This window comes from Schaalia sp. JY-X159 (genome assembly GCF_014525425.1).
Lineage (GTDB): Bacteria > Actinomycetota > Actinomycetes > Actinomycetales > Actinomycetaceae > Scrofimicrobium.
Genome location: NZ_JACEXI010000003.1, coordinates 135,543 through 155,610, shown reverse-complemented (window position 1 = coordinate 155,610; position 20,068 = coordinate 135,543). Strand labels below are relative to the sequence as shown.

Annotated in this window: 16 protein-coding genes; 13 read left to right on the top strand and 3 right to left on the bottom strand. The window is 62.4% G+C overall.

Annotated features, from left to right (window positions below; genetic code table 11):
* Position 1: 1 nt before the first annotated feature.
* Genes IDL90_RS06270 through IDL90_RS06260 form a run of 3 tightly spaced genes read left to right on the top strand, consistent with a single transcriptional unit; the run spans position 2 to position 2,857 of the window.
* Positions 2 to 1,054 (top strand): glycosyltransferase family 1 protein, encoded by a 1,053-nt coding sequence (locus tag IDL90_RS06270; RefSeq protein ID WP_182141233.1) that lies wholly within the window; start codon positions 2 to 4, stop codon positions 1,052 to 1,054.
* Between the two features lie 9 nt (positions 1,055 to 1,063).
* Positions 1,064 to 1,762, top strand: coding sequence for a response regulator transcription factor (locus IDL90_RS06265; RefSeq protein WP_182141234.1), 699 nt, complete (start codon positions 1,064 to 1,066; stop codon positions 1,760 to 1,762).
* Between the two features lie 12 nt (positions 1,763 to 1,774).
* Positions 1,775 to 2,857, top strand: a complete 1,083-nt coding sequence (locus IDL90_RS06260; RefSeq protein WP_182141235.1) for a sensor histidine kinase KdpD — start codon at positions 1,775 to 1,777, stop codon at positions 2,855 to 2,857.
* A 203-nt stretch (positions 2,858 to 3,060) separates the two neighbouring features.
* Here IDL90_RS06260 and IDL90_RS06255 read toward each other — a convergent pair whose 3' ends face one another.
* Together IDL90_RS06255 and IDL90_RS06250 are read right to left on the bottom strand one after the other, a co-directional pair.
* Entirely contained in the window at positions 3,061 to 3,597 is a 537-nt protein-coding gene (locus tag IDL90_RS06255; RefSeq protein ID WP_182141236.1) for a hypothetical protein, read from the bottom strand.
* A gap of 61 nt (positions 3,598 to 3,658) precedes the next feature.
* Positions 3,659 to 4,636, bottom strand: a complete 978-nt coding sequence (locus tag IDL90_RS06250; protein ID WP_262509087.1) for a linear amide C-N hydrolase — start codon at positions 4,634 to 4,636, stop codon at positions 3,659 to 3,661.
* A 216-nt stretch (positions 4,637 to 4,852) separates the two neighbouring features.
* Between IDL90_RS06250 and IDL90_RS06245 the strand changes: the two genes are divergently transcribed.
* The 8 genes from IDL90_RS06245 (at position 4,853) to IDL90_RS06210 (ending at position 15,899) form a co-directional block, all read left to right on the top strand.
* The gene (locus tag IDL90_RS06245; RefSeq protein WP_187994812.1) at positions 4,853 to 5,479 is read left to right on the top strand and encodes a DUF4956 domain-containing protein; all 627 of its coding nucleotides are present in this window, start codon (positions 4,853 to 4,855) and stop codon (positions 5,477 to 5,479) included.
* Complete coding sequence (locus IDL90_RS06240; RefSeq protein ID WP_187994811.1) at positions 5,476 to 6,303, top strand: polyphosphate polymerase domain-containing protein; 828 nt, start codon at positions 5,476 to 5,478, stop codon at positions 6,301 to 6,303. Before IDL90_RS06245 ends, IDL90_RS06240 begins: the two co-directional genes overlap by 4 nt.
* A complete protein-coding gene (locus tag IDL90_RS06235; RefSeq protein WP_187994810.1) occupies positions 6,300 to 8,096 on the top strand; it encodes a carbohydrate-binding domain-containing protein in 1,797 nt (598 codons plus the stop codon). The genes IDL90_RS06240 and IDL90_RS06235 overlap by 4 nt, the downstream gene beginning before the upstream one ends.
* A gap of 9 nt (positions 8,097 to 8,105) precedes the next feature.
* Positions 8,106 to 8,852 carry a response regulator transcription factor gene (locus IDL90_RS06230; protein ID WP_182141241.1) on the top strand — a complete coding sequence of 249 codons (747 nt, stop codon included), beginning with the start codon at positions 8,106 to 8,108 and terminating at the stop codon, positions 8,850 to 8,852.
* Positions 8,849 to 10,354, top strand: coding sequence for a cell wall metabolism sensor histidine kinase WalK (locus IDL90_RS06225; RefSeq protein WP_187994809.1), 1,506 nt, complete (start codon positions 8,849 to 8,851; stop codon positions 10,352 to 10,354). The genes IDL90_RS06230 and IDL90_RS06225 overlap by 4 nt, the downstream gene beginning before the upstream one ends.
* 1,343 nt (positions 10,355 to 11,697) lie before the next feature.
* Positions 11,698 to 13,179: a carboxylesterase/lipase family protein gene (locus IDL90_RS06220; RefSeq protein WP_187994808.1), complete on the top strand. Its 1,482-nt coding sequence runs from the start codon at positions 11,698 to 11,700 to the stop codon at positions 13,177 to 13,179.
* 98 nt (positions 13,180 to 13,277) lie between these two features.
* Positions 13,278 to 14,759, top strand: a complete 1,482-nt coding sequence (locus IDL90_RS06215; protein ID WP_187994807.1) for a family 20 glycosylhydrolase — start codon at positions 13,278 to 13,280, stop codon at positions 14,757 to 14,759.
* Positions 14,760 to 14,978: 219 nt separating this feature from the next.
* The gene (locus IDL90_RS06210) at positions 14,979 to 15,899 is read left to right on the top strand and encodes a DUF234 domain-containing protein (protein WP_223175232.1); all 921 of its coding nucleotides are present in this window, start codon (positions 14,979 to 14,981) and stop codon (positions 15,897 to 15,899) included.
* A 543-nt stretch (positions 15,900 to 16,442) separates the two neighbouring features.
* On the opposite strand, the gene IDL90_RS06205 is transcribed toward IDL90_RS06210, so the two are convergent.
* Positions 16,443 to 17,015 carry a biotin transporter BioY gene (locus tag IDL90_RS06205; protein ID WP_223175231.1) on the bottom strand — a complete coding sequence of 191 codons (573 nt, stop codon included), beginning with the start codon at positions 17,013 to 17,015 and terminating at the stop codon, positions 16,443 to 16,445.
* A 235-nt stretch (positions 17,016 to 17,250) separates the two neighbouring features.
* On the opposite strand from IDL90_RS06205, the gene IDL90_RS06200 reads away from it, so the two are divergent.
* Both IDL90_RS06200 and IDL90_RS06195 read left to right on the top strand, forming a co-directional pair.
* Entirely contained in the window at positions 17,251 to 18,120 is an 870-nt protein-coding gene (locus IDL90_RS06200; protein ID WP_187994806.1) for a biotin--[acetyl-CoA-carboxylase] ligase, read from the top strand.
* Positions 18,117 to 19,958 (top strand): biotin carboxylase N-terminal domain-containing protein, encoded by a 1,842-nt coding sequence (locus IDL90_RS06195; RefSeq protein ID WP_187994805.1) that lies wholly within the window; start codon positions 18,117 to 18,119, stop codon positions 19,956 to 19,958. Before IDL90_RS06200 ends, IDL90_RS06195 begins: the two co-directional genes overlap by 4 nt.
* The last annotated feature ends 110 nt before the right edge of the window (positions 19,959 to 20,068 follow it).

The window sequence follows — 20,068 nt, the reverse complement described above, 5'->3', positions numbered from 1 at the left end:
CATGAGAATCGCGATCAAGCGCAATCAGACGGAAATTACCGAGGACGGTCGGGTCGCCGGATTCGATGCGGGGGCAACGTTGGTACGACGTTTCCTCAGGCTCTTCCCAGGGGCTCAGGTTATCGGGCCAGAGTTCAGCCAGTGTGACGGCTTCGACGTCGTCCCCCTAGAGTTCATCGACCCCACAGACACGGTGATTATCAACATGGACGTCGTTGATTCCCCGGCCATGTGGAACCAGATTTACAGTGAATCTGGAGGGATCCCGCCACAGATCATGAACTTTGTGTGGTGGCCCGTTGCTCACCTTGAACACGTTGAACAGTCGGCTGCGGTCGCCCTCTCGAGCGCCCTCTTTCCCACTTTCGCGAACTCTGAGCGCACCGCTTCTGAAGTCCGCGAGCTGGTCCATAAGCAAACCATTCAGCCGTTTGCCCGGAAGCTGAATCTGGGGTGGGTGAACTTGGGCTTCCGCCTGGACCACGTCAAACCCAGGGTGGCGACTGAGGTTCCGGTCGTCCGTTACCCAGCCATCTATCTGACGCCTGTCAAACGTCCCGACCTTTTCCTGGAGATTGTGGACCGCGTCCACAAGCGCACTCCACTTGAGGTTGAGATGCGTTTGGAAGAGACCAGCCTGGTCAGTGAGAAAGCAATGCGCGCATCGCAGATCCCTTGGGTTTGGGTGGGGCCGCTGACTTCAACACGTTCCTCGTACTGGGATTCACTGTCGCACACGACCGCGTTCCTGGCGACGGCCTCGGAGGAATCCTATGGTCTGTCCTACGTTGAGGAACTCGGCGCGGGTGTCATTGGGGTTTTCCCGGATGAAGAGTGGGCGAGGTCGCTCCTTCCGGAGGGCTACCCGTTCCTGTACGGCAGCAAAGCTGAGGCCGAGGAGATGCTGTACCGCGTTGTCACCGACCCTGATTTGTGTCGCGCGGAGTTGGACGACGTGGTTGGGGGCTCATTCACGCAGTGGGTGAACCAGCACCACTCAGACGACACCTTCGACCGTGAGGTTATCGAGTTCGTCCGCTCGCAGTTCGAGTAGGTCAGGGCGATGGCGGACCCGGTGGTGTTGCGTGGGGTGGGGTCCGCCCCTCGTCCTCGTCTTCTCTATGTTGAGGACGAGGACGCCATCGCACAGATGGTGGTCGAAGTTCTTTCTGAGCACTACCGGATTGACCATTTTGACAACGCCGAAGACGCGCTGCAATCCGCACTGAAACGCCCCTACGATGTCATGGTCATTGACCGGCGACTGCCTGGAATGGACGGCACTGAACTGGTGAGCCGGCTTCGCACCGCTCACATCAACACTCCGATCCTGCTGCTCACTGCGTTGGGGGCTGTTGCGGACCGAGTTGACGGGTTGGATGGTGGCGCCAACGACTACCTGGTGAAGCCGTTTGATTTTGATGAGCTGCAGGCGCGGCTGCGGGCACTGCGCCGAGCCTTCCGCACTGAGGGGAAGCGCCGTTACATTGGGGAGTGGCTCTACACCCCGGAGACGCGGAGCCTTTTTTCACCAACGGGTTTCAGGGTGGTCTTGACGGACCAGGAGAACCGCTTGCTGGAGCTGCTGTCGGCAAGTCCCAACCACATATTTACGCGTGAGGAACTGTTGGACGGGGCGTTCTCTCGCGGCGAGTCAAACTCAGCCGTTGAGACCTACGTTCACTACATCCGCTCGAAGACGACGCGCAGCCTGATTGAGACGGTGCGGGGGAAGGGCTATCGTCTGGGGGACGGCGAGTAGGAAGGGGGACACATGCGGGATCATGGTGTTGAGGCCGGGCAGTCGGGCACACGCGACAAGGCGGGTCCCCCGAACTCGGGCCCTTCAGCAACGCGCGAGAGCGCGGGTCCCTCGGCTACGGATGACCGCCAGGTGCGCCGCGCCGCGCTACGTGTCGGGGCTGCCGTCGGTGTCACCGCCACCCTGGTTATTGCGGCGATCGCCCTCGTCACACTGCTGCTCCTGGTTGCAGTTTCCCGCGAAGCTCCCGGCGGCTCACGCCCTCCCAGGCGAGGTGGGGGACGCGGGGAATGGGCCGAGCGTGTTGTCAACGTCGGAGAGGTCGTCCCCCTGATCATTGCCCTGGCGCTAGTCGGGATTATCCTCCTGGCTCTTGTTGCCTGGTTTGCATCCCGAAGCGCGACCCAGCCCCTCGCCGAAGCGTTGCGGGTGCAGAGAAATTTCATTGCTGACGCCAGTCACGAGCTGCGCACGCCACTAACCACCCTCGACAGCCGCATTCAACTGGCGCAACACCGACTGGATCGTGGTGGTGACGTCGAGGGCGTGCTCAAGGAGCTGCGTCGCGATGCGGGAGCACTAGAGCAGATTCTCAGTGACCTGCTTCTTGCTGCAGAAGCAACGAGCGTTGGACCTGAGAAGGCCGTTGCGGTCGACGTTTCCGCTGCGGCGTCGGAAGCGGCCCGTCTCACCGCGGGGGTCAGCCAGGTGGACAATGTGAGCGTTGCGGTCCATGTGGACGAGGGCGTTTTTGTCTTGGCCACGCCCACCGCTATGGTTCGTGCCCTCGTCATTCTTCTGGATAATGCGCTTGGGCACTCCCCGGCCAACTCGACTGTCAACGTCACAGCGCGACAGGTGGGGCCGCACGTGGAGATCCGGGTCAGTGACCAAGGAAGCGGCATCGTTGGTACCGCGACCGATCAGATCTTTGAGCGTTTCTCAAGGGGGGACGCGAGCCGCCGCGGCTTTGGGTTGGGTCTCTCCCTGGTGCGCGACATTGCTGAGAGGTTGGGAGGGCGTGTGCTGGTTGAACGCACCGATGCAGCCGGCACGACATTCCTGCTGGTCGTGCCAGCCGCGTCACCGCGCTAGAGCGGCCAACGGGTCCGACCAACAGGGCCGGGTCGGCCATAGCGAGCCCGCTAGGCCCAGCTCGCCTGGAATCACACCGTTATGCAAGCCGGGCTGGCTCGCCAAGGCGTACCCGGCCCCCTAAAGGCACGGGCGGGTGCGGTGGTGAAGATGGCGCGCCCGGAGGTGAGGACGGCGAAGCTCGCTACCGGGCAATCCGTTCCTTAGGACTGGGCTCCCTCTTCAACAACGGACTCCTCGAGCAAGCGCTCGCTGCGCATGCCCCGATCGCCGCGACCGCCTTCGCGAGTGAAGGTTTCTTCACTCATCTCAATGCGTTCCCGACCACCGCGGGCTCCCCCGGTTTCGCGCTCCTTAAACTGGCTGATCGTTGTATCGCTTGACCAGTCTGCGCGCCCGCCGCGACCATCACGACCATCGTGACCACCGCTGACTAGTCCCGCTATGGCAAGGATCAGAGCAAGGAACGCGACCGATGCCCCGGCGATTGCGATCACGAAGGAGGCAATCCCCATCTTGCGGCTCACGGGCTGCTCCGGACGGACCTGCGCCGACACGGGCGATTCGAGGGCAGCCGCCTGAGGGTCGGCTACCCCGGGGGTCGACTGTGAGGCTGGTGCATGAGGGTCTGGCGCACCCGGGGTTATGGGCGCCGCAAACGTCTCGGTCGGAGTGTCCCCACCGAGTACCGCTGTGTCGTCGTTTGGATTGCTTACCTGGTTCTTCTCGGAGTCATTCATGTCTTAGAAACTACGAGGCCGATTCCAAGACAACTCCAAGAAAACCCCGGAGTGAGTCAGCTCACCCGACAGAGAAGTCGAACAAGTCCGTGTCAACCAGCGCATCAGACTGGTTACCGAGTTGCGCCTCCGACCCGTCCAACTTCAAGCACTTGACGGGCGCCCCCACCGAGACGTCCAACTTTGAGAAGTCCAACCACACCGGGTACGGGCTGGTACTCGCCTGGAAGTAGTAGCGCAGATCGGTGTGGTCGCGAATCGTCGTCCAAATTGTTGGCGCAACATTGGGACGCTCCGGATCCACTGTGCCGTAGGGCTGTGCAGCATTGCGGACTACCGAAAGGATTTCGGCGGCCGCCTTATCCGGGCTCTCCGTCGTTGGCAAAGCACCCACGTAGTAGGACGCCCGCACAAACCTGTCCACCGGCGCTGTCGTTCCCGGCAGTGGAAGGTCACCCCCGAACCCCTTGTACTTCTTGAGGTTCTCCAGCTGCTGGTCATAGGTCGGAGAGTTTGTCAGCACCGTGAACTCCGTTCCGTGGTGGATGGTGAAAGCCCCATCTATCACCTCGAGTACCGCCACATCCCCCGTTGCATCACTGAGCTGCAAATGAATCGTCGTTGAGCGACCCGGCGTGATTTCCGCCGTCTGCAGCTGGTAAGGACTGGTCTCAAAATCAGCCACGGCCTGCGCCACAGTCGCGAAGTTGTCCAAGTAGTACTGACACCAGAACGAAATCACCATCAGCGGCAGCGACTCATCCCGCGGACCATAAGTGGACTCGGAAAGCCACAGGGCAGACGCCGCCAGACCCGCCTCGTTCAACCCGTCAGCCGTACCGATCCCGTAGGCGCTTGCGGCTACCGATCCGTATTTTGATGTCCACTCGAGGACGTTCGCTTCCGACTCTGGCCCAGCTCGATGGTGTCGCCCCGCCGGAATCACCCACAGGTCCGTGTCCATATCCATGGCCCAGTCCATGTTCCGTGCCGAGAAAACCGGTTGACCCTTTCTAGCCCAAATGCACACTGTGCACATGCTTACTCCTCATTGAATATTCCGACTTCCCAAGCGTACCCAGATATTTGGGCTCCCGTTCATATTCCACGAGGTCGAGCACCCACGAGCCGCATGTTCCGACCAACCCAGAGGTTTCTCAGCCACCCCTGAGCTTCTTCCAAGCTCCCTCCAAGGTTCGGCGCCTTTGATTACAGCATCAGCTCATCACCCAGTGATGGAACCCGAAAGGACACCATGAGTGCAGAAATCATGATCGCCATAGACCTTGTGGCCATCTTCATTCTCACCATCCCCCTCTACTACCGCCGCCACCACCGTCGTGACCTGGTCACGGCATTTGCTGTCCTCAACATTGGTGTTTTCGCCGTCGCGTCGATTCTTGGCAGCGCTTCGATTGGGATCGGGGTTGGCATGGGACTTTTCGGTGTCCTGTCCATCATCCGGCTCCGCTCCACTGAGATCTCTCAGTACGAGGTCGCCTACTACTTCTCGGCCCTATCGATCGGCCTGATTGCAGGCCTTGGTTCCGGAGATCCTCTCACTTCATCCGCCCTCATCGCCCTCGTCCTAGTCGTTGTGGCGCTGGTTGACTCACGAAAGATCCTCCCGGCGTCACGTCAAGAAGAGATGCGTTTGGATCACGCGTTCACGAACGAGGACGAACTGGCCCGCCACGTTGAGAAACTGCTGGGTGCAACGGTCACGAACCTGCGTGTCATCAGCGTCGACCTGGTCAACGACACGACCCTGATCGACGTCCGCTGGGTGCGAGACAAGCATTCGCAGCCGCTCCAAACCGAACCTGATCGCCGCACCCGCCCCACCAAAACCATCCACCTAGTATCGGAGGCAACTCGATGAGCATCGCAACCCCGCTGCGTCCCGCGCCCGCGTCCACAACCACGCAGACCCTACCTCCCATCGGCTTGGCAGACCTCAACTCCATCGCCTCTCTCCAAGCGCGTGTCGATACCAAATATCTGGTTGACGCAGAAACGGTGGAGGACTTTCCCTCACTGCTACCGCCGGGCTCACGGATCCTGCAGATCGGTGATCTGCAGCGGTTCGCCTACCACTCGGTTTACTTCGATACTCCGCGACTCGGGTGCTACCAAGCCGCTGCCACGGAACGTCGCAAGAGATTCAAGGTGAGGACCCGCGCCTACCTGGACTCCGAGCAAGCCTTCTTAGAAGTCAAAGTGCGGGGGTCGCGAGGCATCACTGAGAAAGCGCGTATCCCCCACGACTTCGACCGGCTCGATCAACTGGATAAAAAGGACATCCAATTCGTCGAATCCGTGTTGCGCAGGGCACAGATCGATCACACCGTGGCACGCACACTGTCACCGTCCATCGCCACGGGCTTCCAACGCTCCACTTACGTCTCACCAGGCTACTTCTGCCCAACCAGGACCACCGTGGATACCGCCCTGTACTGGGAACAGTTGCGCGAGGACGGTTATGGCGAACCTCACGCCATGGTCTTTCGCCCCACGGCAGGAATCATCGAAACAAAGAGCCGCTTCGTCTCAAACTCTGTCAACCATCTTCTGTGGGATCAGGGGATCCGCCCCCAGCCGATCTCGAAGTACTGCACCGGCGCCGCCCTGCTTGACCCCAGGTTGCCCGCGAACCGCTGGCACCGCTCCTTGCAGGCACTTGTTACCCCCTCGGAGACGAAATGACCACCCACATCCGTGCAGTCACAAACAGCCGCACACTACGACAGTCAAATGGCGGATGGCTCCGCCCCGCTCCAACCTTGGCGGCACTGACGCTGACCTCCGCACTGCTGGTTGGTTGCACATCTTCTGGAGAGGCGTCCGGCGAGCAGTCCGCAACCAGCGCGGGGCTGCGTTCTGATCAGGCAACCAGCCAGTCTGTTGCAAACGTTTCCGACCGCTCCATGACAGTTGAGGAAGCGGTGGCACAGAACCACGACTACTGGACGGTGGACGAGGACGTGCGGGCCGCGCAACAGCCCCAAACCATTACGTTGAAGGACACCGGAGCCGCCATTTCTTCATCCTCGTCCGGTGTGAGCATTGAACCGGGAGCCGTGACGATTACCGCGGCCGGCACCTACACCGTCACCGGCACCTACCAGGGCCAGCTGGTTGTCGACGCCGGTGATGACGCCCAGGTGACACTGGTCTTCGACGGTGTGACCATAGATAACACGGAGGGACCGGCAGTCCTTCTCACCAGTGCGGATGGAGTGGAAGTCCAGTTGGCTGCTGGATCTCAGAACTCCATCTCCGACGCCGCAACCTATGCCGAGGACGCAGACGAAGACGCAGCCCTCTTCTCGCATGTCGATCTCAATATCACCGGCGAGGGCTCCCTGGAAGTGACCGGCAACGGTTCTGACGGGATTGCCTCCAAGGACGACCTCGTCATCACCGGGGGGTCGCTCACCGTGACCGCCGCCGATGATGGGTTGCGCGGGAAAGATGCGCTGGTCATCACGGGTGGGGACGTTGACGTCACGTCCATCGGCGACGGCTTAAAGACGACCAACGAGGACGAAGCCGATCGTGGCTACTTCCTGATCAGCGACGGCAACGTCACGGTACAAGCCGGAGACGACGGCCTCGATGTCATTTCCGATGCCCTATTCAGCGGTGGAACCGTGACTGTTACCGGCTCGGTTGAGGGCGTTGAAGCACAAAACATCCTGGTTGGTGGCGGGATTCTTGACGTCACTTCAAGCGATGACGGGCTCAATGCCACGGTCGGATCAACCACGACGGAGGAAACCGCTGACGCGGCCACGGACACTCAAACCGACACCGCTGACGCGGCCACGGCTGCGCGCGGAGCGGGACAGACGGGTGGACAAATGGGCGGCGCTTCGATGGGTGATGACGGCTCCAACCTGGTCCTCTACGGGGGCACCGTGACAATCGATGCGCAAGGCGACGGTATTGACTCCAACGGAAACCTCACCATTAGCGGCGGAGAAGTGACGGTCTTCGGCACCAGCAGCGGTGGTGACGGCGCATTCGATGCCAATGGCACATTCACGCTCAGTGGCGGCGACGTCCTAGCCCTGTCGGCGGGGCAGATGGAGCAGACGCCCTCGGTCGTCGAACAGGCCTTTGTCTCCACTACGGCCAGCGGGTCTGAAACCGTGACGATCACAGCTAACAATGCCGCACTCCGCGATACGGCCACGCCGCGCGCCTTCGGATATGTCTTCTATTCCTCCCCAGATTTGGCCGAGGGCGATGTCGTGACTGTCTCCACGGGATCGTCCTCGGTCGAAGCCACAGCTACGCTGGAAGGTGGCGCGATGGGAATGGGCGGACCGGGCCAGATGGGCGGGCAGGGCCAGATGGGCGGGCAGGGCCAGATGGGCGAGCCGCCCTCGGGAACCATGCCCGAAGGTGGTGAGCCGCCCACAGGCGAACCTCCAGCAGGGGGTCCCGGCGGCGGCACACCTGAGCAAATGGGTGGAACCTCCGATCAAACGTAGGATTTGGGCATGAACAACGAGCAGACCGCCCTTACTCACCTCGACGGCTCCCCCATCCGAGTGATGGTGGTTGAGGACGACCCCCTCCTCAACGAACTCCTCACCATGGCGATGCGGGCGGAAGGGTGGGAGACACACAGTGCAACCCACGGGAATGACGCCCTCGCACTGGCGCGCGATGCCTCCCCGGACGTCGTGATCATGGACATCATGATTCCTGGGATTGACGGGGTGGAGGTGGTGCGCAGGCTCCGGGCTCGCGGGGACGATGTGCCCGTCCTCTTCTTGACCGCGAAGGACGAGTTGCAGGACAAGCTGGAAGGTCTTTCAGCAGGTGGGGACGACTATGTCACCAAGCCGTTCAGCTTGGAAGAAGTAGTGCTGCGTCTGCGCGCGATGGCCCGCAGACGAGTGATATCCATTGTGGAAGCAGAGGACACCCGCCTGGTGGTTGGCGACCTGGTCTTGGATCCACAAACCCATGAGGTGACGAGGGCGGGGACCCAAATCAAACTAACGGCCACTGAATTCTCGCTCCTCAACTACCTGATGGAAAACCCCAGGCACGTCCTTTCTAAAGCACAGATCCTGGAGCGAGTGTGGGACTACAACTTCGACGGCAACGCCAACGTGGTTGAAATCTATGTTTCCTACCTACGCAAGAAGATCGATGCGCTGGGCCCTGAGATGATCCACACCCTGCGCGGAGTGGGATACTCGATTAGGCCCGGTGATGAGGAGGCGGCCGGCGGATGATGACTAAGCAGACTGTCGGCGCATCCTTCCAGGTCAGGTTGGTGGCGCTAATTTCAATCGTCCTCGTCCTTGTCACCGTCGTGATTGGGGCCGTGACCGTCACGCTGCAGAACGACAGTCTGGTGCGACGGGTTGACGAACAACTGGCCAAATCGATGGCCCTCAATCTGGGTCCCGGCGTGCCCGACCAAGCTGAGAGTTTCTGGGTTGATGAGGACGGGACAACTGAGAACCAGCGTATCGGCGCACTCAACCTGATTGTTGTGGGTGGAAAGACCTGGGAGGCACAGGTCATGACGGCAGATGGGAACCTGGTTCGGTTGGATCAGGACACCATCGCGACACTCCTCGCCAGTGTTCATGAGGAGCCGGGCCCCTACAACGTCTATCTCGGTGAACTGGGGATGTACCGGGTCCTAGCCCAAGCAGTCACCGATGGCGAAAATGACGGATACGCCATTGTTGGGCAGTCACTTAGCGATGTTGCGCGAACCACCCGCAACCTGGTCAGCCTCTTTGCCCTCACCGCACTGGCTGGCATCCTGGTTGCGTCCGTCGCGTCGGCCATGATGGTCAGACGCACTTTGCGTCCCTTGCGCGCCCTGCAGGCAACCGCGGCAACAATCAGCGAAACACCCCTGGCCAGTGGTGTTGTCACCCTCCCTGAACGAGTCACCGGTAGTGAGTACCTACCGGGAACCGAAGTTGGGGACCTGGCCGAATCCTTCAACCAGATGATGGACCACGTCGAACACGCCCTCGTCCACCGCGAGCAGTCCGAAGAGAAGTTGAAGCGGTTCGCGGCTGATGCTGGCCATGAACTGCGCACTCCACTTGCCACGGTCAGCGGCTACGCGGAGTTCGCGCAACGTCACAATGATGAGTTGCCCGAGGACGTTCGCCGCTCCCTTGACCGGATCCGCTCCGAATCGAAACGAATGGCGTCAATCGTTGAAAACCTGTTGCTTCTGGCCCGACTGGACGCGGGAGAGGTTGCTCCCGAAGGAAGCGCCCTGGTCGCACCGATCATCCTCGAGTGCGTCTCAGATGCCCGCGTCACCGGCGCCGACAAGTCCTGGCGCATCGAAGTAGCGGACGATGCGGCCCACATTGAGGCGGCTATTCCCGAGGACGCCCTCCGGCAGGCTTTGACGAACCTCATTACCAATGCTCGGCTGCACACACCGGAAGGCACAACGGTCTGCGTGTCCCTTGCGATGAGCACTGATGTGCAGTGCGTGATTCGGGTCGAGGACGATGGCCCAGGCATACCGCCAGACCTCGCTCAGACGGTTTTCGACAGGTTTGTGCGTGGGGATGCTGCTCGTTCTCCACTGGCGGACACATGCGCGCCGGGGGAAGCTGCGCCGCGCAGCACCGGCCTGGGGCTTTCCATCACCGAGCAGATCATCCGCAACTCCGGGGGCACGGTGACCTTGGATAGTATCCCGGGGCGCACCGTGTTCTCTATCTGGCTGCCCGTGGCGGGCGCCGGAAAGTAAAACACCAACGCCGGAGAATATTCAGCCGGCCCCTGAGTGTGTGGGGTCGGCGCCGCTGGCGTGCGCCCCGCCTTGGCCCCGCACAGGCACCTCGGTCCCACACAGGCGGCGTGCGCCCCGCCTCGGTCCTACACAGGCACCTCGGTCCCACACAGGCGGCGTGCGCCCCGCCTCGGTCCCACACAGGCGCCGCGGTCCCCTAGAGGGGGTCTTTCGGGGCCAGCAAGCCCGCATTCTCTACCCGCGCAGCTCCGAGGACCCCGGAGGGGACCAAGGACGCGCGGACAGAGTGGCTCTTCTGTAAGTTGACTGTTGGCTGGTCGCAGAAGAGACTGCGGGTATCCTTCTCGCCTCTCCGACAGGCCACCGTTGCCGTCACTACCCACCTCAAACCGCGAGATCGAATAGTATCGACACATAACGATGTTATTGGACCCGAAACTGTCGATACTATTCGATCTCGCGGAGGCGGGGGTGAGCATGCGCGGGCTGCCAGGCTGTTTGGAGTCGGAGGGCTGGTGTTTTCTTGTTGTTGAGGTTGGTGCTGGCGCTACCCCGCGTCATAACGGAGCGGGTTACGCCTAACGGAGCGAGTTTGGCATGCATAACGGTGTGATTCAAGGCCAAATGGAGCCAAACTCGCTCCGTTAGGCATAACCCGCTCCGTAAGGCGCAACCGGCTCCGTAATGCTCGGGTACCCCGAGCGGCCGGGCATCCAAGTCCCCGTCGCTAGCACCCAAGCGCCCGGCGGCAGCATCCAAGTCCCCGCCGCCGGCACTCAGGTTTCCATCACTGACGCTGCAGCCCCTGTGGCGTAGCAGTCATGGGTCCACATCTCCCAACCCGGACTCACAAGCAGTTTGACACACGCGGTTGGTGCCGCGGGTGTAGGTGGGGCTGCCCCGACGGAGGTGGGGCGGCCCCAGTGCAAGGCGCCCGCGGGGTTCCCCAGCATTGCGGAGCCAGTTGGGGCATACGGAGCCGACTAGGCTCACTCACCCCCGAATCACACCGTTATGCAAGCCCGACCTGCTCCCTATGGCATAGCCGGCTCCGTATGCCCTAACTGGCTCGCTAAGCCCGACCGGCCCCTCGAACACCTCCGTGGCACCGTCCTAGGATTTCGAAACCTCCAAAACTACATCCACCACGCCCTCCTCCACACCGGAGGATTCAACCACCACCTACAGCCCCTTTCATGAAGGGCCCTAAGACACCACCCCCAGCCCCTTCTATAAAGAGCGGACAGAGTCCGGGAAGGCCGCAGCCAGGTGGCCTGGTGGTGAACGCCGGGCGATGCTGAACGCCTGCGATTGTCGGAGGGTCGACATAGAATTGCGTGATGACTAACGGTGAGCTCTTCGTGTACGCCGACGCCCATCCCCCATGCGGCCCCGTTCGGGGTTTCTGGAGACAGAATGAAGGGGCTGACAGTGCCGCGTTCTTGGGGATTCCTTTTGCCCAGCCTCCCGTCGGCTCCTTGCGTTTCGCGGAGCCGCAACCCGTCGCACCGTGGAGCGAAATCCGTGAGGCGCTCCACTACGGCGCGACGGCGCAGAGGACCGACTCAGAAGACTCACTAATCCCGGAGCCAGCGCTGCCGGGTGACTCGACGCTGAATGTCAACGTGTTCACTCCGGCACCGGGTGACGATTCGGCCTCGCTGCCGGTCATGGTGTGGATTCACGGGGGTGGCTTCACCGCGGGATCCCCGGCAAGTCCCTGGTATGACGGGCAGTCCTTCAACAGGGATGGCGTCGTCACAGTCACCATTTCTTACCGTTTGGGTTTCCTTGGTTTCGGTTGGGTCGAGGGCGCCCCGCAGAACCGCGGGATCCTCGACTGGCTGGCCGCGCTGCGGTGGGTGCAGAACAACATCGCGGCCTTCGGCGGTGACCCGGGGAACGTGACGATTGCGGGCCAGTCCGCTGGCGGAGGCGCGGTGCTGACCCTGCTCGGCATGGAGTCGGCGCAATCACTGTTCCACCGCGCCATCTCGGTGTCCGGCGCCCTAGTGGATATCCCCGAAGCAGATGCACGGGCAACAGCGAAGAAGATTGGCGCTGCCCTGGACGTTCCGGCGTCGCGGGAAGCCTTGGACGCAGTTCCTGAATCCGCGATTGAGGAAGCACAGAGCAAGATCGGCGGCGCCAGCATCGCAGAGCTGCGCAAGATCGTCAACGGCGGCCTGCCTTTTGGGCCTGTGATTGACGGGACCCTGCTGAAGCGGCCGACCCTCGAGTCGATGGCGTTGGGTGTCGGCAGCGGGAAGCACCTGCTCATCGGCGCGACAGATGACGAGTTCACAATGATCTTCGAAGGACAGAAGAAGCTCATGCGCTGGGTTCCGCGCTCGGTGCTCAGGCAGCTGGTGGGAGCGCCGGGTGGCACATTTGCTGCCTATGCCCGCGCGAACGCCGACGTGGTTGCTCGCGGCAACGCTGACCTGATGGGAAGGTATCTGACGGACTCCCTCTTCCGCGTCCCCTTGCTGCGGGTTGCAATGGTCCGCGGAGGTGCGCAAACCTGGGTGTACCAGTACTCATTTAGGCAACCAACGACGGGATTGGCCGGGCACTGCTCGGACGTACCGTTCTGGTTTGATTGTTTGGATGCGCCGCGAGTGGCGAAGTTGCTGGGCGACCACCCTTCCCAGGAACTCGCTACCACGATGCACCAGGCAGCGGTCCGCATCATCGAGCAGGGTGATCCGGGGTGGCCTCGCTGGGACAATGCCGATGGCCAGGTGATGGTCTTTGATGGTGATCCGCTGGAGGCGGTGAAGGCCGGTGGGTTTGATGAGGTGCGGCCGCTGATGCGGTAGGGCGACCCCGGGCCGGGCCGTCGCCCGACCTCGGCCGCCCGGGCGGGGCGTGGTGTCCTGCCAGCCCAGATCCTTCGGGCACCCCTAAACTGGGTGCCATGAATGCTCTAAACTTGGTCCCACTCCCTGTCAGTGTTGATTTGCTTGGCACCCCGCCGTTCGCCCTCGACGACAAGGTCGTCATCGTCGCTGATCCGGCAGCCACAGAGGTCGCGGAGGTCGCCGCCAAGGTCCTCTCGCAAACAACTGGGCTCACGTTGCCCGTTGCATCTACGTCCGAGGGCGGCGACAACACCCGCGAGATCCGTCTGGTCCTGCCTCCACAAGGAGCGGTTGACGAGGGCGCCCTCGACATGAGCGATGAGGCCTACCGACTTGAAGTCACCTCCGACCTCGTCACTCTTAGCGCCACGACCCCACGCGGTCTGAACTGGGCGCTTGCCACATTGCGCCAGATGGTGACACCGGGCGAGGACGGGGGATGGGTGATCCCAGCCGTCCTCGTCGAAGATGTGCCCCGGTTCCCGTGGCGTGGACTGAGCATGGACGTTGTGCGTTCCTTCTACACCGTCGATGAGGTCAAGACGGTGGTGGATCTGCTGGCGACGTACAAGATGAACACTCTGCACCTGCACCTCACGGATGACCAGGGGTGGCGTCTGGAGATTCCGGGACGCGAAGCACTCACGGAAATTTCTGGTGTAACCGCAGGTGCTGGCGGCGATGCCGGTTTCTACACGGTAGAAGATTTCGCGGATATTCAACACTACGCGGCTGCCCGTGGGGTGACGGTGGTTCCGGAGTTTGACCTGCCGGGACACACCAACGCCGCGACCCATGTCTATGGCGAACTGACCCCAAGTGGCGAACCGACCCCCGCATACGACGGGGCCAAGGTTGGTTTCAGCAAGTTGTATCCGGACTTGCCGCCAACGGAGCCGTTCCTGCGCGATGTCATCAACTCGATGGCGGAGCAGACGGTTGGCCCCTACATCCACATTGGGGGCGATGAGGCGCTGGAGATGGACTTGGGCAACTACAACGAGCTGGTGACGATGGCAGAGAAGATCGCCCGCGAAACCGGCAAACGTCCCGTGGCCTGGCAGGAAGCGGCCGGGGCGGGGCTTCCGGGGAACATGATCTACCAGTTCTGGGATCCGCGGCTGACTCGGGAGGACATGGCGAAGGCAGTGTCCGAGGGCGGCCAGCTGCTTCTTTCTCCGGCCAACCACGTTTACTTTGACATGCAGTATGACGCCGACACACCGCATGGCCAGGACTGGTCGGGGTATGTGGAGTTGCGCGATTCCTACGAATGGGATCCCGTCACTCAGGTCGAGGGCGTCCCGGAAGAGGACGTGGTTGGCGTTGAAGCGACGGTGTGGACGGAGTATATCCACGGGTTTGATGCCATGACGTACATGTTGTTGCCACGTTTGGCTGCGGCGGCGGAGGTCGGTTGGTCGGCCCGTGGGGCCTTGGAATGGGAGTCGTTTGCGGGCAGGATCGCCCCCGAAAGTGCGTGGTGGAATGCGATGGGCGTGAACTGGCACCGCTCGCCGGGGGTGGACTGGAAGTAGGCAGGCTTTGGGGCGTGCCGCCGGTGCGCCCTCGGGGAGGCCCCGCAACACCCACGCCCTCGGCCGCCACCGTGAAATGTATACGTGGGGGCCAAAACATCGTCTGGGGTAGGTACCCGCGAGGCACATTTCGTCCCCACATATACATTTCGCGGCTGAGGGGCCCGGTTCAGGCCCAATTCGACGGTCTGAGGGTTTGGGGACGCCCGCGAAGGACACTTGCAAACGCGCGCGACCGAAATGGTCGTGCCCGCGCTCAACCCCAGGGAGGTGGGCAAGATGATTGGCCTGCACCCGGCTGACTCCTTTGAGGCGTACTTGGTTTCCGGGGGGCTCCCCCTTATTTGCTCCGAGTGGGGTTACAGCATGAGCCTCTGGGACTACTTAGAAGAAGCGGTCGTTGATCCGACCTCGGCACTACTGGTTTCAGCGGAACGATCATTGGCTGCAGAGTTCCCATCAGAGGCCCAAGCCAAGACGGTTCTTCAGGCAATAGGAAGCGGTGAGCGTACTTTTGCAAACATTGCTCGCGCGTCGGGAAATCTACAACCCACCAGTTTGAAACGCTCACTCGACCTACTGATTGCCAAACACGTGGTCGAGGCCGAAATCCCCCTTTCCACTGCCACTTCTCGGAACAAGAGGTACCGCGTCGCAGACCCATACTTGAGCTTTTGGCTCACGTTTTTGGGACCCTACATTGGTGAAATTGAGCGAGGTCGGGGGGACCGAGTCCTTGCCAGGATCGGCAGCTCGTGGACGTCTTGGCGCGGCCGCGTGATCGAATCGGTCCTCCGGGACGCACTCAGCCGACTATCACCACCGATGATCACGGCGCCCAATGGCACCCCGGGCGCGATCGGTGCCTACTGGACCCGGACCAACAGCACGGAAGTCGACATCGTTGTGACGGATGATTCTCCTGTCGCGTCATCAGTCTTGGCCATCGGGTCAATCAAGTGGCGGGAGGCTAAGCCCTTCAATGTGAAAGACTTGCGAAGGCTCCAAGCGCAGCGCCAAGAAGTTCCAGGCTCCCAGCCCGACACCCCGCTCCTGGCATTATCCCGGTGCGGTTCCGAGGTCGACGGGGTCATATGCTTCAGCCCAGAAGACCTTCTGGAGGCCTATCCGGAGTCGTGACAGCTGTTGCCAACCCACGTCTCAGCCCCCGGCCCGGCAAATCTGGCGCCCTCGACCTCCCCTCGCCGCGAAATGTTTACGTTGGGGCCAAAACATCGTCTGGGGTACGTACCCGCGAGGCACATTTCGCCCCCACGTATACATTTCGCGGGATCGCCTCCTAGCCGCAGGCTGCGAGGCCGATCGGGGACCGCAGCTGCGGGTGGACTGTGCGAACGAGTGCGAGCCCGAACGCCTCTCCGCGAGATCGAATAGTATCGCCACATAACGGTGTTATTGTCTCCGAAATTGGCGATATTATTCGATCTCGCGGAGAGGTGGTCGGCTGCGGCGGCCGTGGGCGGGGCTACGGTCGGCCGTGCGCGGAGAGGGGGCGGCCGTGGGCGGGGCGACCCTCGCCGGGGTCGGGGCCGGAGAGTCGGCGGCCGTGGGCGGGGCGCCACCGCGAAATCGCTTAACTCCGTCACATAACAATGTTATCTCGTCCGGATCTGGCGAAGTTAAGCGATTTCGCGGTGGGGCGGTGGGGCGGTGGGGCGCAGGTTAGCGGGCCGCGCCGCCGACGAGCTTCCACGCGGCCGGCAGCACCGCACTAGCCAGCACCGCCTTGATCGCATCGCCGACCAGGAAGGGCGCGAGTCCCAGCATCAGCCCCTCGCGCACCCCCACCCCCAGCGAAATCATCAGCCACGGCACCCCCACGGCATAGATCAGAGCAGATCCGACCACAGCCATCACAAACGCCGACAACACCCGGCGATCCGCCGCGCGTCGCGCCAGGAAGCCAACGGCAATCCCGGCCAGCACGTAGCCAAGGATGTACCCGAACGAGGCCGATGCCGCCCCCGAAGAGAAACCGGCGAACACCGGGACCCCCACTAGGCCAAGCACCATATAGAGGCCCATCGACAACCCACCACGAAGCGGTCCGAGGGCGGCTCCAACCAGCAGGACAGAGAAGGTTGCAAGCGACAGTGGCACCGGCGTAAACCACAGCGGTACGACGATTTGTGAGGTGACAGCCAGCAATGCTGTGCCCCCCATCACCAGTGCGGCATCTTTCACACGACTGGCTGGAATGAGGTCCGTAAGCACGGGGGCGGTTGTAGTACTCAAGGTGAAACCTTTCGAGTTTTCGTTGCTATTTCGCGGATCTTCGGGGCAATCGAACCAGGTGACAAGCGCCGGATCGCTCCGGATTCAGGCTTGCGCCACGCCCAAAAACAGGCCTCTAGATCCGCTCCGTCGCCGACGACTATACTTCAGAACTTGAAAGAGTTACTACAAATCTTGAAGTATTAGGGGTGTGGGAATCACAACCCACGGCAGCAACCAACAACCAAGGAGGGGCATGGCCCACAGCGCACCCATCATCCAGCTCGGAGAAACGACCTCCACAAACGATGAGCTAGGCAACCGCTGGCGCGAACGCGACTCCCGCCCGCTCCTCCCCTTCACCTCCGTAGTTACTGATTTCCAGACTCGCGGCCGAGGACGCCTGGGGCGCCAGTGGGAAGCCCCCAAGAAGAGTTCTCTGCTGCTGTCGATTCTGGTCCCCACCACCGAAGAGGACGCGACTTGGATGCCGCTGGCCGGCGGCCTTGCTGCAGCACTGGTGCTGGACGGCCTGCTCCCCGCACCGCAGGGGCTGGACAAAACTGCAGAAACTCTGGTGCTGGACGGTCTGCTCCCCGGCGGCGAGGGCGCGCAACCCGGAGGCGCGGCAAACGCGCCTGCCGAGGCCCCGCGCGTTGACCTCAAGTGGCCCAACGACCTGCTGGTCGGCGGCAAGAAGATCGCCGGCATCCTTTCTGAACGCCTCGGCGAAGATTCTGATGGCACCGTCTGGGTCGCCCTCGGCATCGGGGTCAACGTCACCCAGGGCGAGGACGAGCTGCCGCCCGTCCCCTCCACTTCCCTACACCTGCAGGGGGCTGCCCCCGTGAGCCGCACCGCCCTCGCACACATGATTATCGAGCAACTCAAAGCCACCCTGACCAGCGCCTCCCTGCCAGATGACTACGCCACCCGGTGCGTTTCAACCCGCGGCAACGTCCACGCCACCCTGCCCGACGGTTCCACCATTACCGGCACGGGAACCGGCATCGATACTTCCGGCGCCCTCCTGGTCGAGGACGAGGACGGCACAACTCACACCATCTCCGCCGGCGACGTCACGCTGGCCGGCAACCTACCCGAAACCCCAGGAGCACTTCAGTGACCACACAGGCAATCTCCAAGGTTCTGGTCGCCAACCGCGGCGAGATTGCCTTGCGCATCATTCGTTCTGTCCAGGAAAGCGGCCGAACGGCCGTTGCTGTTTACGCTGATCAGGACATGGATGCTCAGTTCGTTCGGGCAGCGGATGAGGCCTACGCCCTGCGCGGCACCACCGCCACCGACACCTACCTGAGCGGTGACAAGATCATTGAGATCGCCAAGACTTCCGGCGCGGACGCAGTCCACCCTGGCTACGGCTTCCTTGCCGAGAACGCAACCTTCGCCAAGCAGGTCATCGACGCCGGGCTGAACTGGATTGGCCCCAGGCCCGAGGTCATCGACCTCTTGGGCGACAAGATTCGCGCCCGCAAGACGGCGCTCAGCGTCGGTGTCTCCCCAGTTCCCGGCACCCAGGAACCCCTGCGGGGCCGCGCCGAGGTCGAAGACTTCATCGCGGCATGGGGCTACCCCGTGGTCCTCAAAGCAGCTGATGGCGGCGGCGGACGCGGTATCCACGTCCTCAATGCCGAGAGCGACCTCGACAACTTCTTCACGGGGCGCGAACTGACCGGCATCGCGGGCGCGGGCTTCTTCATCGAGCGTTACGTCCCCAAGGCCCGCCACCTGGAAACCCAGAGCGGGCGCGATTCCCACGGCACCTTCACCGTCTATTCCACCCGTGACTGCTCGGTGCAGCGCCGCCACCAAAAACTCATCGAAGAGGCCCCCGCGCCCTTTATTACACCCGAAACTGAAGCGCTTCTGCTGGCCAACTCCAAGTCCCTCTTCGACGCCGTTGACTATGTCGGGCTGGGCACATGCGAATACCTGCTCAGCGACGAGGGCGAGTTGTACTTCCTTGAAGTCAACCCTCGGCTGCAAGTTGAGCACACCGTCACCGAAGAGGTCGCCGGAGTCGACCTGGTTGCAGCCCAACTTGCCATCGCGGCCGGAGAAGAAATTCCCGTCGGCGGTGAGGTGCGCGGCCACTCCATCGAACTGCGCGTCACCAGCGAGGATCCCGGGAACGACCTGATCCCCACCATGGGCACACTGACCCGGGTGGCATGGCCGACAGGCCCCGGTATCCGCATCGACACGGGGATTGGCGAGGGCGACGCCGTGTCACCCGAGTTTGACTCCATGGTCGCCAAGATCATCGTCACCGCCCCCACCCGCGAGCAAGCCATTGAGCGAGCCCTGCGTGTCACCCGCGAAACCGTGCTCGAGGGCGTCTCCAACCCCCTGCCCCTCTACGCGCACATCCTCTCGCGCCCCGAGTTCGCCCTCGCACAAGACGGCAACCTGGGGGTTTGGACACGCTGGCTTGAGTCGGGCGTCCTCGACGAGTTCGGCGCCCTCTACGCCGCCGAGCAAGCCGAGTTGGGCGCCGCGTCACCGGCCGCTACACCTGCCGCTCCAGCCCCGGAACGCACCCGCGTCATCATTGAACTTGATGGCAAGCGCGCGGAACTCACCCTGCCCGCCAACCTGCTGTCAGCCGCCCCGGCCGCGGCAGTGAAGCGGGCTCCGCAACCCCTGCGCTCCTCCCGTGAAGCCGCTAAACGCGCGGCGACGGGACCGGTTGTTAGTAAGGATTCCGTCGTCGCCCCCTCGCAGGCAATCGTCGTGAGGATCGCGACCGAGGTCGGAGCAAACGTTGCCGAAGGCGATGTCCTGGCGGTTCTGGAGTCCATGAAGATGGAGTCCTACGTCCTCGCCCCCCGCGCGGGCCGCATCGAAGCAATCAATGTCGAGGTCGGAGCGAACGTCGCTCCCGGCCACGTCCTCGTGACACTAAGCCCTGAAGCCGAAACGAACGAAGGCGGCGAAAAGTGAACCCGAAAGCACCCTCCTCAAAGAACACGGCAAGCGACGCGCGCGCCGCCGCTCGCGCTGGCCTCAACAGGGCCCGTGCCGGACTTGAAGCCGCAAAGGCTGGCTTCAAC

What these genes read in the sequence shown, in the direction of transcription:
- IDL90_RS06225 (WP_187994809.1), top strand. Translation starts at nt 8,849, where the DNA reads ATGATGACTAAGCAGACTGTCGGCGCATCCTTCCAGGTCAGGTTGGTG.
- IDL90_RS06240 (WP_187994811.1), top strand. Translation starts at nt 5,476, where the DNA reads ATGAGCATCGCAACCCCGCTGCGTCCCGCGCCCGCGTCCACAACCACG.
- IDL90_RS06200 (WP_187994806.1), top strand. Translation starts at nt 17,251, where the DNA reads ATGGCCCACAGCGCACCCATCATCCAGCTCGGAGAAACGACCTCCACA.
- IDL90_RS06220 (WP_187994808.1), top strand. Translation starts at nt 11,698, where the DNA reads ATGACTAACGGTGAGCTCTTCGTGTACGCCGACGCCCATCCCCCATGC.
- IDL90_RS06265 (WP_182141234.1), top strand. Translation starts at nt 1,064, where the DNA reads ATGGCGGACCCGGTGGTGTTGCGTGGGGTGGGGTCCGCCCCTCGTCCT.
- IDL90_RS06215 (WP_187994807.1), top strand. Translation starts at nt 13,278, where the DNA reads ATGAATGCTCTAAACTTGGTCCCACTCCCTGTCAGTGTTGATTTGCTT.
- IDL90_RS06270 (WP_182141233.1), top strand. Translation starts at nt 2, where the DNA reads ATGAGAATCGCGATCAAGCGCAATCAGACGGAAATTACCGAGGACGGT.
- IDL90_RS06250 (WP_262509087.1), bottom strand. Translation starts at nt 4,636, where the DNA reads ATGTGCACAGTGTGCATTTGGGCTAGAAAGGGTCAACCGGTTTTCTCG.
- IDL90_RS06255 (WP_182141236.1), bottom strand. Translation starts at nt 3,597, where the DNA reads ATGAATGACTCCGAGAAGAACCAGGTAAGCAATCCAAACGACGACACA.
- IDL90_RS06245 (WP_187994812.1), top strand. Translation starts at nt 4,853, where the DNA reads ATGAGTGCAGAAATCATGATCGCCATAGACCTTGTGGCCATCTTCATT.
- IDL90_RS06260 (WP_182141235.1), top strand. Translation starts at nt 1,775, where the DNA reads ATGCGGGATCATGGTGTTGAGGCCGGGCAGTCGGGCACACGCGACAAG.
- IDL90_RS06230 (WP_182141241.1), top strand. Translation starts at nt 8,106, where the DNA reads ATGAACAACGAGCAGACCGCCCTTACTCACCTCGACGGCTCCCCCATC.
- IDL90_RS06235 (WP_187994810.1), top strand. Translation starts at nt 6,300, where the DNA reads ATGACCACCCACATCCGTGCAGTCACAAACAGCCGCACACTACGACAG.